The following is a 15,772-nucleotide window of genomic DNA, read 5'->3' as shown; positions in this document are numbered from 1 at the left end:
TTAAGTCTTAAAAACCCTAGAACCATTCAACGGCGCGGTCATACCAAGTATCGGCACGATTGCTCGACCCGCCTTCTTGCTCAGCGTTGCCGGGATTGTTAGCGTCGTCACCTTCGTTATCCGTATCAACGGCTTCGCCATTAGGAATATCTAAGCCTTCACGGCGGCGCTGTTGATTAATCGAGCCTTGCTGGTTTTGCCATTGTATCTGCTCGCGGGCACGCTCTTGTTGATATAAGCTAATAGCACAACTGCTGGCTTCTTCGGGTAGATACGCTGACATCACTGGCAGATAGCGCGCATCAGCACAGCGTTCATTAGACAACTTGCCAGAGTTGTTCTCAAGCCACAACCACTCAATTCCCTCAGGCTCTGGCAGCGCGACAGGGGTCAGCTTGAGACGATTCATATAATCGACCCAAACTGGCAAAGCGCCACTACCACCGCTTAGACCGATAGGTTTATTGTCATCACGACCGACCCAAACCACGCTAACATAGTTGCCACTGTAGCCGGCAAACCAAGCATCACGGTAATCGTTGGTCGTACCCGTTTTACCAGCAAGGTTTAAGTTGCTGCCAAGCGATTGTATGCGTCTGGCCGTGCCGTTTTTGACCACGTCTTGCAAGGCATAGTTAATCAAAAAGTTGGTCTCAGGCGGAATACTACGCTGGGTATTTAAACCGGTACGCTGCAAAATATGTCCGCGATCATCAATAACACTACGAATACTATGAATAGGCGTGCGGAAACCACCGGTAGCGAATACTTGGTAAACGCCCAGCATATCCATTGGGCTAAGATTGACCGAGCCTAATAAAGCCGAAGGATAAGGCGGGATTTTCTCTTTTACGCCCATGCGCTGTAGCTGTTTGGCAAAGGTATTAACGCCAAACTCCATACCCAAACGTACCGCGCTGTGATTATACGATTGCGACAAAGCGGTGGTAAACGGCACGTAACCATGGTCACGATTGTCATAGTTCTTTGGATTCCACTCAGTACCGTCACTCAAATTGACCGTAATCGGTGAATCATCGACCGAGCTTGCCAAATTATAGCGCCCGCTTTCAAGCGCCGTCATATAGATAATTGGCTTTAATAACGAGCCAACTTGACGCTTGGCATCGACAGCACGGTTAAAACCAGTAAATTCACTGCCACTACCGACCACTGCCACCAGCTCACCAGTTTCAGGATTGGCACTGACCAATGCGCCTTGTAAGTCTTTGGTCTTGCTACCGCGACGACGTAGCTCACCAAGTTTTCTCTCGACCGCTTTGTCCGCTGCCAATTGGGCAATAGGATCTAAGGTACTGATGATAATCAGACCTTCGTTTTTCAGATCATCAGAATAATAGACTTTGTTCAATTCACGCTTGACGATATCTAAAAAATCAGGGAACTGGCTTTTGCCTTCGACGGGTTTGTCCGCCACATCGAGTGGTTTTTCTATCGCTTTTTCGTACTCTTCTTGGCTAATTTTACCGACTGCTAGCATATTATTCAGTACGGTATTACGGCGCTCTGTCGAATCGTTTGGATGACGGCGCGGGTTATAAACGCTCGGGCCTTTTGCCATACCAACAAGTAGCGCCTGTTGGTCTAAACGCAGCTCTTTGAGGGGTTTATCAAAATAAAATTGCGAGGCAAGGCCAAAGCCATTGATAGAGCGATTGCCGTTTTGACCCAAGTAAATCTCGTTTAGATAGGTTTGTAGAATCTCATCTTTACTATAATGCAGCTCAAGTAACACCGCCATCAATGCCTCATTGGCTTTACGTTTCATCGTCCGATCGGAGTTCAGATAAAAGTTTTTAATCAGCTGCTGAGTGATGGTCGAGCCGCCCTGTCTAGGGCCACCGGTAAAGTTGTTTAATACCGCACGCGCGATACCGCGTATCGAGACGCCTTTGTGCTCATAAAACCCGCGATCCTCGGTAGCGATAAGCGCGTCAATCAGCGGCTGCGGTACTTGATCGAGCGTCACCACCATGCGATCTTCGTTACTGTCTGGATAAATACCGCCGATGTTTACTGGCTCCAGACGAATAATGCCAGTTTTGGCAGGCTGGGTGCTTTGTACCGACTCAATCTTATTGCCAGCAATGGTCATTTTGATGACTTGCTCTTTATCGACGTCGTTGGCGCTATACGTAAAGCCGCGCGTATGGATAAAGTAGGTATTGCCAGATTTATGGTAGGTACCGGTGCGATCATAAGCCTTGTTGCTTTGATAATTGAGCAGCTTAAGCCAAGTTTTCATGGTGTCTGTATCGACATTGGCGCCTTGATACAGCTCTAGGGGCTGCGAGTAAACCTTAGCAGGAATGTCCCAGCGCTTGCCCTCAAACTTGTGGGTAATGGTGCGATCAAGTTTGACCAAATATAGCGCCAATAGCACCATAGCTGCGATAATGACGATTAATAAAATACCACTAAACACCACGCCGCGCTGCTGTGAGGGTAGCGTATTGATAGCAGGCTTAGACGACTGTGGTCGCTTAGAATTAGACTTTTGCACTGATGACACACCATTTTGGGATAAAAAACTGCCTCATAATGACGCAAATTGACAAATTTTTCAATCTATCATCATCAACGCCTGCATTCATTAAGCAGGCGTTAGACTTTCGTAGTAGGTGTTTTGGAGGTATTAATGTTTTGGGATAAAGGGCTAGGCTGCTTACGCCGCGCGCTTGTAGTATAATGTTTATATTAATAATTAGGTTGATACCAACAGTTTTATCGACCCCTTTTATTAATAGTTTTTACCAATTTTTTAGTCTCATTTATGCCAATATCATTGTGCCAATAACGTTGTGCCAATATCTATGTAAAGTAGCTGTGTTAAAGGCAGATAATTCAATCGCTTTTTTACATAGGGATTGACTCTCGTTAATCAGAGCAAGTTTATTAAAAGCCGGTCGGCTGCAAGTAAACTTGTCGAAAGGAAATAGCGCGATTATGTCTAATATTCCCTCATCTATGCCAGCAAATAACAACCGCCACTATCAAGACCACTCGATTACTGAGGGTCTGGTGTTGCCGCTTGCCGGTCATTGTTTTCATTGCGGTGATCCGGTACCAGAGCCGCCGTTTCATACCGATATTTTAGGTCAGTCGCGCGAGATGTGTTGTATGGGCTGTCAGTTAGCGTCGCAAAGTATTGTCGAGGCAGGGCTTGAGCAATACTATCTTGACCGCTCGGAGATTAACCGTACGGCAAGTTTACCAACCCAGCTGACGCGCCTTGAAGCTTATGATCACGATGAAATAAAATCTCAATTTGTCTACGCCCAAGACGGCATGTCGGTAGCAGAACTATCGGTCAATAATCTGCGCTGTGCGGCCTGTACGTGGCTGATTGAGTCGCGGCTAGATGAGTTAGATGGCATCAGCCAATGTCAGGTTAATTTAACCAATCAGCGCATGCGGGTGATTTGGGACGAAGATAAGCTGCCGATTAGTCGTATTTTGGGCGTTATCAATGAGATTGGCTACGAAGCCAAGCCTTATCGTCAAGATACCCATGAGGCCATGCTGGCACGTCATAACAGTCAGATGCTATTACGGCTTGGTATCGCGGCGCTCGGCTCGATGCAAGCAATGATGTATGCGGTAGCGATTTATTTTGGCGAATATAGCGACATGCTTATTTTTCAGCGTGATTTTCTACGTTGGGTGTCGCTATTTGTGAGTACGCCGGTGTTCTTTTATGCCGGTGTGCCGTTTTTTACCTCAGCATGGTCAGCGATTCGTGCCCGCCAAGTCAATATGGATGTGCCGGTTAGTATCGCCTTAGTGGTGACCTTCTTTGCCAGTCTTTATGCGACCATTACCGGGCAAGGGGAAACGTACTTTGATTCGGTCAGTATGTTCATTTTCTTCTTATTGGCTGGGCGTTATATTGAGCATAATGCACGCTTAAAAGCCGCCACTATGGCCAATGACTTGGTGGTGGTCGAGCCCGTCTTGGTACAAAAAATTGCTGAAGATAAAGACGCGGCGGCGCGTATCTTGCAGCTCATAGAGCAAAATACGCTTAATAATACTATCTTTGATAATGACGCTCTTTCTGATAATAGTGCTGAACAGGTGCTTAATCCAAATAATAATTTAGCGACAAAGGGCACAACCACTAGCGCAAAAACGATGCCCAACTTTAAGCAAAGCATGGATGCCAATATTCAGCAATTGACGTCACGTATCGCTCAAGACTGGCAGCGAGCAAATCATAAACCATCAAATATAGCGCAGACAGAAGCCGTGCCAGAAAAAAGGCAGATGGTGACCGCTCATAGCTTGCAAGTGGGCGATATTATTATGGTGGAAGCAGGCTCTGAGATTATCAGCGATGGTATCTTGCTTAGCTCTACAGCGACCGTCTCGCAAAGCCTGCTAACTGGTGAGGGCGATTTAATCATCAAAACCCAAGGCGATTATATCGTTGGCGGCGCCCAAAACGACAGTCAGCCGTTTGAGATGTTAGTGACGGCATTGCCAGAAGACAGCCAGATAGGGTTGATTGATAGGCTGATGAATCGGGCGATGAGTGAGAAACCAAAACTCGCTCAGCAAGCGGATAAGCTGGCGCGTTGGTTTGTAGCGCGGATTTTAGTATTATCAGCTTTGGTGTTCATTGGTTGGTATATCGTCGACCCAAGCCAAGCAATTTGGGCAACGGTGGCGGTATTGGTGGCGACCTGTCCGTGTGCGCTCTCCTTAGCGACACCGATTGCGCTGACGGTAGCGACCAATCGATTGGCGAGTTATGGCTTTTTAACCACACGAGGCCATACGCTGCAAACCCTTGCTGAGATTACCCATGTGGCGTTTGATAAAACAGGCACGCTGACTTATGGTAAGCCCAATTTATTAAATATCGAGCGATTGGCAACTAATGATACGACAGCTGCTAGCAATGAAGAAAAAGACAAGCTATTAGCGATTGCCGCCGCGCTTGAAGTGGGCAGCCGCCATCCGATTGCTCACGCTTTGCTCACCGCCGCTTATCAATTACATCTGCCTGCGACGCAGTCGTTGCAATACTATCCTGCAGGCGGGGTAGAGGCAATGATTGATGGCGTCCTATATCGCATCGGTCATGTCGATTTTGCCATGGATAAAGCGAATACTGATTCTCAACAAAATAATGCGTTAACCATTGATTTAGCCACTCATCGTGCCAGCTCGGCGGTGGTATTGTCTTGTCAAAATAGTCCGTCAAATGCATGGCAAGCGCTGGCAGGTTTTTACTTTAACGATAAGGTACGTGATAGTGCGCCGTCTATGCTCGCCGCTCTCAAAAAATCAGGTATTGAGCCGGTCATGCTAACCGGTGACCCAAGTCCACAAGCACTGGTAATGGCGGAAGAGTTAGGCATGAAAGCCGCTTATAACGGCCTGTCGCCAACCGATAAAGTCAATCATATTCAAGCGCTGCAAGCAAAAGGCGCCGTCGTACTCATGGTTGGTGACGGTATTAATGATGCGCCTGTTTTAGCAGCGGCAGATGTCTCAACCTCGATTGCGGGCGCAGCAGATTTGGCGCAAGTCTCGAGTGACAGTATCATTCTAAATGGTCAAATCGAAGCTATCACGGCGGCGAAGCGTATCGCTGATAAGACCAAACGTATTATTAAGCAAAACTTACGTTGGGCGCTAATTTATAATAGTAGCGTCTTGATACCCGCAGCTTTAGGCTATGTGCCGCCTTGGCTTGCGGCGATTGGTATGTCGTTAAGCTCATTATTTGTGGTATTAAACGCGCTGCGTCTAAAGCGTGCTTAATGTAAAGCAGCTTAAACTTATTTATATAAACCTCAAAAATTACCCACAAAAAAACCGTCTTTATAAAGACGGTTTTTTTTATTTTAATTATTTTAAATAACGGCTAAATAGGGTTTAGATTAGTCTTGCAGGTAACTTAGCAGACGCATAAATTCGATATACATCCACACTAGCGTCGCAAGAATACCGATACTAAATAACCATTCGTAGTCTTCTGATACGCCCATCGCCACACCGCGATCGATATTATCAAAGTCCAATAGCAGCGTAAAAGAGGCGATAACAATCACAAATAAGCTAAAGCCGATAGCGATAGCGCCACCTTCGAATAAGAAAGGTAAGCTCGAGCCGAACGCTAAAGATAGCACCCACTGCGCCACATAAACCAACATGATAGCAATCAATGCTGAGGTGACGATTGAGCGGAATTTCTCAGTAACTTTAACCAAACCTGAGCGATACAGCCCTAGCATGACCGCTGCGGTGACAAAGGTCGCACACATCGCAGTGACAGGCACGCTTGGGTACATGCGCATAAAAAATAGCGAGATACCACCTAAAAAGATACCTTCCAATAACGCATAAGGTACGGCAAAAGTTTTGGCTTTTTGCGGCTTAAAGGTAATAAAAATAGCAAGACCAAAGGCGGCAAACATACTACCAAAAGCGGCCATGGTGATAAAGCCTTGTGATAGGCCTGCCATTAACGCATAAAAGAAAAATCCAATACCCGTAATCGCCGATAGTCCAAGCAATAAACTGGTCTTTTGAATCACACCCTTTACCGTCATCGGCGCGCCGCCAACGGCAAGCTCTGCGCGACTGACAATAGGATTTGCCATAAAGTTGTCCTTTTTAAAATATAAATAACTAAGATGCCAGCTACTTTAGCAAAACCGCCATTATTGTCAACTGTGTTTACGTGAGCGCATGCAAGGCATCACATGGCTATCGAGCCTTAATTAACTAGGGAATATCGACATATAAAGCGGTAATGAGTAGCAAAACAAATACGCTTAAAAGTGGCGTATGATAGAGGATATATGGGGCCAATTACGACAGTTAACAACGAAACTTCATAAACATGCTAGTCTAAGCGCTGATTTCTCGTTATCATTGCACTGTATTTTATCGTTATGCCGAGTCGTTTTATGGAAAACTCAGCGCAGTCCGCCCGATTGCCGCACTTACATGAATCAGAGCTGTTTCATGCCATCAAAAACCCAGCGTTTAGGCGCATTGGTTTGATGGGCCGCGCCGGAAAACGCAGCGTGACCCAAAGTCTGGTACAGATTGCCAATACCATCAATGAGATGAATCTGACATTGATTATGGATGTGCAGACGGCCAATTTGCCTACTTTGAACCTCACCGAAATTGAAAAAGTTAAAATCGTCAAACGTAGCTTGATTGGTGAGATTTGCGATTTAGTTATCGTAGTAGGCGGCGATGGTTCGATTTTGCATGCCGCCGAAGCATTGGCGCGTTATCGGGTGCCAGTTCTAGGGGTCAACCGTGGTCGTTTGGGGTTTTTGGCCGATGTTAAGCCCAATGAAGCGGCCTTTAAACTACGCCAAGTATTGATGGGCGATTATCAGTTAGACCACAGGTTTTTGCTGACCATGGAGATTCGCGAAGGGCGAAAAATCATTCACGAAGATATGGCGCTCAACGATGTGGTGCTACATGCGGGTAAATCGGTGCACATGATTGATTTTCAGATGAAAATTGACGGGCACGATGTCTATCGTCAGCATAGCGATGGTCTCATTGTGGCGACGCCGACAGGTTCCACTGCTTATGCACTTTCAGGTGGTGGTCCGATTATTCATCCGAGTATGGATGCCATTTGTTTGGTGCCGATGCATCCACATACCTTATCCAGTCGTCCGATTGTGGTTAGCGGCACCAGCGAGATTTGTATTCGTATTCATGAGGACAACCGCACCCAGCCACAAGTCAGTGCCGATGGTAAGCCGAGTATCGCGCTCGACCAAGAGCAGCGCCTTTATATTCGTAAGCATCCTGATAAGCTGACCTTGCTCCATCCGCCAGGGTTTGATTTTTATGAAGCCTGCCGCACCAAATTACACTGGAACGTCCATGCCGAAGAATTCAGTATGGACATCGATGATGATATTATAGAAGAATGAATGCAGTGCTAGATTTCTCAAAACAGTACTGGATTATAAAATAGTCGCGGAGAGTAGGTACGATGGACAAACAAACGATATTAGCAAGTGTCACACCAGAAGTGGTAGAGAAGTTTCGCCAAGCCATTGAGCTGGGTAAATGGCCGGATGGTCGTAAGCTCACGCCTGAGCAGCGCGAAACTTGTATGCAAGCGGTGATGGTATGGGAGCATGAGCACCTGCCGCCAGCCGAGCGTACTGGCTATATTCATAAACCCGTGCGAGACGATGGCTCTGTCGTGGGCGCGGAATGTGATGTCGAGCACGAGCATCATTATCCCAATATGCCCAATCCTAAAGGGGCAGTACAACCCGTTAAATTCCACAATAAATAAGCAATAGCTTTGTCGCAATTAATTGAGATAAATAAGCGGCTAAGCGGCATTAAGCCAAAAGCACCAAATTGAAGGTAGGAAACAGCAAAAAGCCACGCTAATTGCATAGCGTGGCTTTTTTAATACTTTTAAAATAGATAGTTAGCGAAAATAGAAAACTACAGCGCGCTAGTATCAACACTTGGACGCGGCGTTAATGGATTTTTTTCCATCAAAAATCCTTGCCAGCCCCAATGTAAAAAGTTACGAATATTGGCATGGTCGGTACCCTTTGGCGTCGCTTGTACCTTGGCATAATGTTCACCAAACAGCTTTAGCGTGTCCAATTGGTTTAGACCATGGTGCTTAGCGAAACCAAAAATCTTGGCGCTGCCTTCGTTTTCGCCCGCTGCATTGTGCAGCATACCATTAACAAAAGGCGCTGGCGCATAGCGATAAAAATCATCAATAAAGCTGATGACATCATTGAATCCAATGGCTTTTTTATTCAAACCATTAAGTAGAGCCGATACATCTGATTGACGGATACTCATAAATACATGACCTCAGAGCAGATTAGAAAGCAAAAATAGGGTGCTTAATTTATGCCCAATAATTATTGATAGTTAGTTAACGAACAAGCGATCAACTTAGCGATTAAAATAGTCTTCATCATCGAATGAAGGTGCAAAGCTGCCTTGCTCAAGATGTTGCATTTGCGATTGTACCGTGCGTTCATGCTGAATACGCTGATAAATCTCTTCACGGTGTACCGCAATATCTTTTGGCGCATTGACGCCGATTCGTACTTGATTGCCTTTAACGCCTAGGACAGTCACACTGACCTCATCGCCAATCATTAGCGTTTCGCCCACGCGGCGTGTCAAAATTAACATGCGTCACACTCCTTATGTCGCATCAACAGATTATTACTCATCAGATTGCGTCTCAATTACAGGACATTACTCTAGTACTAAATAGGCAGAGCAGTCATTATAAAAACTCTGCGTCACCTAATACTCATAGCGGTAATGATAGATAAATTCATTTAGCCCAAATGAAAGCCCCATTATAGGGGGCATAACAGATACTGTCACGGATTTTCACAAAACTATTAGGTATATACTTACCTGAGCAATAGTAATAAAAGAAAATAGAGCCTAAAAAGACTCTATTTAATCAAAGTTTTACTAAAAAATAATCGCTATTTAGCCAATCGTTATTAAACCAGAAGTATCTTACAGCGATATAATGTATAGCCTTTACACATTATAACCCAGCGATTGTGCTGTCGCCGTCTTCACGGTCAAGACCAAAGGCGGTGTGTAACGATTTCACGGCCTTTTCTAAATGCTGCTCTTGGATAAGTACCGAAACTTTTATTTCACTGGTCGATATCATTTGGATATTGATGTTGTTTTCGGCCAAAGTCTGGAACATAAGGCTGGCAACTCCTGCATGCGAGCGCATACCAACCCCGACCAATGACACTTTTACCACTTCGTTATTGGCCAAGATCTCTTTGGCACCAATTTCATCTTTGACTTCGTTTTCTAGCACTTTCATGGTTTTATCCATGTCCGTACGGTTGACGGTAAAAGTAAAGTCAGTAGTGCCATTGGTCGATAAGTTTTGCACGATCATATCGATTTCGATATTGGCGCGACCGATAGGGCTTAGGATGGCAGAGGCGATACCAGGATGATCGGGTACACCGCGCACGACTATTTTTGCTTCGTCGCGATTAAAAGCGATACCTGAGATGATTGCCTGTTCCATGTTGTCTCCTTCGTCTATCGTAATTAGGGTGCCGACATTGTCTTGAAAGTCTTGGTCGAAGCTACCATCGTTGTTTTCATCAAAGCTAGATAATACGCGTAGAGGCACGCCGTATTTGCCAGCAAACTCTACTGAGCGAATCTGTAAAATCTTAGAGCCAAGGCTTGCCATCTCAAGCATTTCTTCAAAGGTAATCTTTTCAAGTTTTTTGGCTTTTGAGGTCACGCGTGGGTCAGTGGTATAAACGCCATCGACATCGGTATAGATTTGGCATTCATCAGCGCCTAAGGCTGCGGCAATGGCCACACCTGTGGTATCCGAGCCGCCGCGACCTAAGGTTGTGGCGTTACCTTCTTCATCGATACCTTGGAAACCTGCCACGATGACAATGTTGCCTGCATCTAGTTGCTCACGGATGTTTTTGTCATCAATGCTTTCGATACGCGCTTTGGTGTGGGCACTATCGGTTTTAATGGCGACCTGACGACCGGTGAATGAACGGGCGCCAATACCAAGCTCTTTAATCGCCATCGCCAGTAAAGAGATAGAAACCTGTTCGCCCGTTGAGACCATTTGGTCGTATTCGCGTGGATCAGGTTGGCTGCTGATTTGGCGTGCTAAATCAATCAAACGGTTGGTTTCACCGCTCATGGCAGACACAACTACGATCACTTGATGACCGTTGTCATGCCAACGTTTGACTCGTTTGGCGACATTTTTGATGCGGTCGATACTGCCCATCGAGGTGCCGCCGTATTTTTGTACTATTAACGCCATAAAAATCTACCTATTATTCACCAATGGCCATCTGTTACTTATCGACATCAATCCATCATGGCGCGGTCTGCCATGACAGTGCAAGATTCATTTTAATAACGATAAAGCCGAATTATAAAAATTGCGCCCTTTATTTGCTCTGCTATTTTACTGTTTATACCCATACACTTGATATGCTGACAGTCGTTAAGCGTGCTACTTTATACCATATTAGCGGTATAACTTTAAGTGCTAGCAAGCATTAGATATATGGCGATTGGTTATAACCGTTATAACCAATCGCCTATATTCCTACTATTTACGCAAGCTTTTCTGCAACCCAAGCGCTTAGTGCACTGATAACGGTATTGATATTGGCAGATTTTGGCGCACCGCCTTGGGCATAATCAGGCTTACCGCCGCCTTTACCGCCAAGCTCGCTTGCCAAATGACGAATAATATCGCCCGCTTTGACGCGATCGGTCAGCGATTTGTCAACGCTTGCTGCCAGTGCCAGCTGCTCATCTTTATCGCCAATCAGCACGATGATGCTGTACGGCAGTTTTGATTTCACATCGTCTATCAAGGTACGAATGGATTTGCCATCAACGCCACTTAAAGTGCTAATAAGTACCGATGTACCAGCGATGGTCTGCACGTCATCAAGCAAGTTTGCCGCTTGGGCGCTAGCAATTTTTTGCTCTAAGCGTTCTAGTTGTTTTTCCAAATCACGCTGCTTATCTGCCATGGTGCGCACACGCTGTGCAACCTCTGGACGTTTGACTTTTAGCTGAGCTGCAAGCTCGCTTAGTTGCTGCTCGCTTTGCTGCATGTTTTTAATGGCATTCATCCCAGTGACCGCTTCAATACGGCGAATACCCGCAGCAATACCTGATTCACTGGTGATTTTTAACACCCCAATATCACCCGTACGCTGGACATGAAGGCCACCGCATAGCTCGATAGAGAACGGCTTGCGTTGACCATCAACGATGCTATCGGTACCCATGGTCAAAACGCGTACATCATTACCATATTTTTCGCCAAATAACGCCATCGCACCTTGTTTCATCGCTTCATCGATAGACATATGCTCGATACGGGCAGGGGTGTTAGCTTGAATTTGCTCATTGACAAGACGTTCGATACGGCTAATTTCAGCAGCGCTAACCGGTTTGTCATAAGAAAAGTCAAAACGTAATACTTCGCTTGAGACTAATGAGCCTTTTTGTGTGACTGCATCGCCCAGTACTTCTCTTAATGCCGCATGCAATAAATGCGTCGCCGAATGGTTTTTGGCACTCGCCGCACGAATGCTGGACAATACCTGCGCATCAGCCGTTTGCTGAGCGTTAATTTCGCCCATAGTGACCACGCCATAATGGATAATGGCTTGGCCAGATTTTTTGGTGTCTTGCACTTCAAAAACACCTGTCGCTGTGCGAATTTCACCCAGCTCACCCACCTGACCACCGCCTTCAGCATAAAACGGGGTACGGTCAAGGACAATAACGCCTTCCATGCCTTCGGCCAAGCTCTCGGCTGGATTGCCGTCTTGATAAAGCGCATGGATGGTAACGCCGTCTTCTTCAAGCTGTTTGTAGCCGACAAAGGTCGTTGGGTTGTCTACTTGAATGACGCTACTATAATCAACGTCGAATTTGCCCGCATCACGCGCACGTTCACGCTGTGCTTGCATGTGCTCATCGAATTCTGCTTCATCAATCACAATGCCGCGCTCACGGGTGATATCAGCGGTCAAATCAACGGGGAAACCATAAGTATCATAAAGTTTAAATGCTGCTTCACCAGAGAGGGTATCGCCGTCTTGCAAGCCTTCAAGCTCGCTGGCAAGCAAGCGTAACCCTTGTGCTAAGGTTTTGGCAAATTGGGCTTCTTCTTTTTGAATGGCATTTTCAATCGCGCTTTGTTTGTCTTTTAGCTCGGGATAGGCGTCGCCCATCTCAGCAACCAAAGGCGCGACCATTTTATAAAAGAATTCACTGTCCGCACCAAGTTTATTGCCATGACGTACGGCACGGCGAATGATACGGCGCAGTACATAACCACGCCCTTCGTTACTAGGGGTTACGCCATCAGCAATCAAAAAGGCCACGGCACGAATATGGTCGGCGATGACTTTTAATGAGGATTGTTGCTCGTTTTCAATATCTAAAATCTTAGCCGCCGCATCCATTAGATGGATAAATAAATCTATCTCATAGTTGCCATGCACGCCTTGCATGATGGCGCTAATACGCTCAAGCCCCATGCCAGTATCGACGCTCGGCGCAGGTAGCGGCAGCATGGTACCGTCTTTTTGACGGTTAAACTGCATAAAGACGCAGTTCCAAATCTCGATATAGCGGTCGCCATCTTCTTCTGGCGTACCCGGCAATCCGCCTTCGATATCAGAGCCATGGTCATAAAAAACTTCGGTACAAGGGCCACAAGGACCGGTATCACCCATGGTCCAAAAGTTATCAGAGGCGTACGGTGCGCCTTTATTATCACCAATACGGATGATGCGCTCACTAGGCAAGCCAATGTCTTTATGCCAAATATCAAAGGCTTCATCATCAGTTTCATAAATGGTCACATACAAGCGGTCTTTATCGATTGCCAACCATTTATCGGAAGTTAAAAATTCCCAAATATAAGCAATACCCGCTTGCTTAAAATAATCGCCAAACGAGAAGTTGCCGAGCATCTCAAAAAACGTATGATGGCGCGCCGTATAACCGACATTATCCAAATCGTTGTGTTTACCACCGGCACGGACGCATTTTTGTGAGCTCACCGCACGCGTATAGTCGCGCGGCTCCATACCCAAAAAAGTCTCTTTAAACTGATTCATACCGGCATTGGTAAATAGCAATGTCGGGTCATTGTAGGGAATCAAGCTCGACGAGGCGACGGGGGTGTGCTGCTTGCTTATGAAAAAATCGATAAAAGCTTGACGAATATCGGCTGAGCGAAATGGCTGGCTCACAGCGGCTCCTTACTGACGAATGGTTTTATTAAATAGAATAAGTAAAATAATTTTGCAAGCGATTTTAGCACAAACGTACCAAGCGTGTTGAAGATTCATCAGCAAACGCAGCGGAAATAAGGCTTAATTTTCTTTATTAAGCAAGCGCTTGTATTAAGTGACTAGGATAAATTAAACCGCCAAACACATCAGTTGGTTAAAATGGTCACATCGGTTTTATCGAGCTTATCTTGAATAAGTGGATGCGACTCAATCACCTGCACGGGCATATAGCGTAGCTGTAAGCGTATCGGTAAATAGTCGGGAAAATTATCTGCCATATCTTGGCTAATAATCGCCTCAATTTGGCGGACGTCATAAAAGGTAGGGGTGGTCTCGCCGCGAATCACCGCGCGCACGACTTGATTGGTAGTGTCTTTATCGAACTGGGTATTGGTCAGCACGTTGCCCTTGTCGCTAAAATAGCTATTAATCGTCTCTTTGACGCTACTTTCAAACCCTTGCTGCTTGGCGTTGGTTTGTAGGTTGATGGTTAAATAGGTCCCTAAAACGCCCAATAACAATAACGTCACCGCATTACGCCGTAAAAAGGTCCAATAAGTACTTGATTTATAATCATCATCGACCAAGCGGCGAAAACCTAGTAGCCATAGTACCAAAGCGTTGGTAAATTGAATGGCGATAATATTGGTCAAGGCCAATAGCAGCGCGCCAAGTCCCATTTGCATCTCACCATTGGCAAATAATATCCCACTGGCGGCAAGCGGTGGCACCAATGCCGTAGCCACTGCGACCCCAACCACAGCGACCGATAGGTGCGGCGAAACCATCGCATAAGCACCTGCCGTACCACCAGCTAAAGCAATCATCAAATCCATCGAAGTTGGCTGCGTACGCGATAATATCTCAACAGTAAGTGGTTGATCTTTATGTAGCCAGCCGACGATGAAACCGACCAACACCACCAAAGAGATGCCAAGAAATACTGTAATAAGTGATTTTCGTAATAGCGGCATACGGTGGTCAATAATCGCCAACGCCACGCCAGTGATAGGACCGAGCATCATTGCTACCAGCATCGCGCCGATAACCACCGCCGCCGAATTGGTCACCAAACCATAGCTTGCGATGATAGCCGAGAGGATATTCATCACAAAATACATTTTACTCGGCAAGGCGTTGGCCTCAATCCGGACCCGTACTTCTGGATAGTCTACTTTTTTATTACTGAATTGCTCGGCGACAAACTGCTTATAAGACTCAAGTTTGGCTTCTTTTTTCTCTTTTTTCTCTTTGATCTCTTTGATCTCTTCATCTTCGCTATCTTCTACAGTGTCGTCTGCGTTGTTTTCGTCTTTCACCGTTCTACTTTTCACCGTTCTATCGCTGGTTTGGCTGCTATCTTGAACTTGAGTAACGTCCTGCTCGTTTTGCTTGCTATCTTCTTTTTCGTCCGTGTTTTCTATATTTAAACTTGGTTTTGAATCTTCTTGTAGGCTCTGTTTAGTGAGTGACTTATCAGGTTGGATATTGTTTGAATTTGTCTGGCTAGAGTCAGTCTTATCTGCTGGGCTGACCTCAGCTTTATCCTTCTCCTGAAAAAACGCTTCCGCTGTATCGGTAAAGTCAATGTCTGCATTATCATTTGTAAATTCATCAACAGGTTGAGAGTCGTCAACTTCTTCTGGCGTTTCTAAGGAAGCAACCACCACATCGGGTGCCACCGTTTCCATTTTGATGGTTGCCTCAGGCACCTGCGCATCTTTTGACGCTTCTGCTAATGCATTATCACTATTACTTTCGCTATGCGCCTGTGCTTCGATAACAGCCTCGTTGTCGATATTGTCAATGTTGTCAGTCTTACGCGTGGCTGCAAGCTCGCTAGCGTTTTGAGGGGTATTTATTGGCAGTGAGTCTTTATCGGTATCAGATGAGGTCATAAAAGA

At 45.9% G+C, this 15,772-nt stretch carries 9 protein-coding genes and 1 pseudogene; 3 read left to right on the top strand and 7 right to left on the bottom strand.

The window, feature by feature from the left end; all coding sequences use genetic code 11:
• Positions 1–16 precede the first annotated feature (16 nt).
• Positions 17–2,524, bottom strand: a complete 2,508-nt coding sequence (mrcB, locus tag RAH45_RS08895; RefSeq protein WP_306495189.1) for a penicillin-binding protein 1B — start codon at positions 2,522–2,524, stop codon at positions 17–19.
• Positions 2,525–2,967: 443 nt separating this feature from the next.
• On the opposite strand from mrcB, the gene RAH45_RS08890 reads away from it, so the two are divergent.
• Positions 2,968–5,793 (top strand): heavy metal translocating P-type ATPase, encoded by a 2,826-nt coding sequence (locus RAH45_RS08890; protein ID WP_306495188.1) that lies wholly within the window; start codon positions 2,968–2,970, stop codon positions 5,791–5,793.
• Positions 5,794–5,912: 119 nt separating this feature from the next.
• Here the strand turns inward: RAH45_RS08890 and RAH45_RS08885 are convergent, their stop codons facing one another.
• Positions 5,913–6,635: a Bax inhibitor-1/YccA family protein gene (locus RAH45_RS08885; protein WP_011280732.1), complete on the bottom strand. Its 723-nt coding sequence runs from the start codon at positions 6,633–6,635 to the stop codon at positions 5,913–5,915.
• 405 nt (positions 6,636–7,040) lie between these two features.
• Here RAH45_RS08885 and RAH45_RS08880 point away from each other — a divergent pair, with 405 nt between their 5' ends.
• Both RAH45_RS08880 and RAH45_RS08875 read left to right on the top strand, forming a co-directional pair.
• Positions 7,041–7,946, top strand: a complete 906-nt coding sequence (locus RAH45_RS08880) for an NAD(+) kinase (RefSeq protein WP_238060151.1) — start codon at positions 7,041–7,043, stop codon at positions 7,944–7,946.
• A gap of 62 nt (positions 7,947–8,008) precedes the next feature.
• A complete protein-coding gene (locus tag RAH45_RS08875) occupies positions 8,009–8,320 on the top strand; it encodes a YeaC family protein (RefSeq protein WP_068404460.1) in 312 nt (103 codons plus the stop codon).
• A 158-nt stretch (positions 8,321–8,478) separates the two neighbouring features.
• On the opposite strand, the gene RAH45_RS08870 is transcribed toward RAH45_RS08875, so the two are convergent.
• The 5 genes and pseudogenes from RAH45_RS08870 to RAH45_RS08850 all read right to left on the bottom strand — a co-directional run bounded on the left by RAH45_RS08870 (position 8,479) and on the right by RAH45_RS08850 (position 15,766).
• Positions 8,479–8,853, bottom strand: coding sequence for a HopJ type III effector protein (locus RAH45_RS08870; RefSeq protein WP_068404458.1), 375 nt, complete (start codon positions 8,851–8,853; stop codon positions 8,479–8,481).
• Positions 8,854–9,027: 174 nt separating this feature from the next.
• A pseudogene (gene csrA, locus RAH45_RS08865) lies at positions 9,028–9,195 on the bottom strand (carbon storage regulator CsrA); the annotation flags it as partial.
• Positions 9,196–9,568: 373 nt separating this feature from the next.
• Entirely contained in the window at positions 9,569–10,855 is a 1,287-nt protein-coding gene (locus tag RAH45_RS08860; protein WP_068404454.1) for an aspartate kinase, read from the bottom strand.
• Between the two features lie 298 nt (positions 10,856–11,153).
• The gene (gene alaS / locus RAH45_RS08855; protein WP_198329136.1) at positions 11,154–13,826 is read right to left on the bottom strand and encodes an alanine--tRNA ligase; all 2,673 of its coding nucleotides are present in this window, start codon (positions 13,824–13,826) and stop codon (positions 11,154–11,156) included.
• A gap of 188 nt (positions 13,827–14,014) precedes the next feature.
• Positions 14,015–15,766: a TIGR00341 family protein gene (locus RAH45_RS08850; protein WP_227678324.1), complete on the bottom strand. Its 1,752-nt coding sequence runs from the start codon at positions 15,764–15,766 to the stop codon at positions 14,015–14,017.
• Between the last annotated feature and the right edge of the window lie 6 nt (positions 15,767–15,772).

This window comes from Psychrobacter sp. van23A (assembly GCF_030845275.1).
Classification (GTDB): Bacteria; Pseudomonadota; Gammaproteobacteria; order Pseudomonadales; family Moraxellaceae; genus Psychrobacter; species Psychrobacter faecalis.
The sequence above is the reverse complement of the archived record's forward strand: the minus strand, read 5'-3'. Positions and strand labels throughout refer to the sequence as shown.

Excerpts from the sequence above, each read along its gene's own strand:
- RAH45_RS08875 (WP_068404460.1), top strand. The coding sequence starts at position 8,009 with ATGGACAAACAAACGATATTAGCAAGTGTCACACCAGAAGTGGTAGAG.
- RAH45_RS08860 (WP_068404454.1), bottom strand. The coding sequence starts at position 10,855 with ATGGCGTTAATAGTACAAAAATACGGCGGCACCTCGATGGGCAGTATC.
- RAH45_RS08870 (WP_068404458.1), bottom strand. The coding sequence starts at position 8,853 with ATGAGTATCCGTCAATCAGATGTATCGGCTCTACTTAATGGTTTGAAT.
- RAH45_RS08850 (WP_227678324.1), bottom strand. The coding sequence starts at position 15,766 with ATGACCTCATCTGATACCGATAAAGACTCACTGCCAATAAATACCCCT.
- RAH45_RS08885 (WP_011280732.1), bottom strand. The coding sequence starts at position 6,635 with ATGGCAAATCCTATTGTCAGTCGCGCAGAGCTTGCCGTTGGCGGCGCG.
- RAH45_RS08890 (WP_306495188.1), top strand. The coding sequence starts at position 2,968 with ATGTCTAATATTCCCTCATCTATGCCAGCAAATAACAACCGCCACTAT.
- RAH45_RS08880 (WP_238060151.1), top strand. The coding sequence starts at position 7,041 with ATGGGCCGCGCCGGAAAACGCAGCGTGACCCAAAGTCTGGTACAGATT.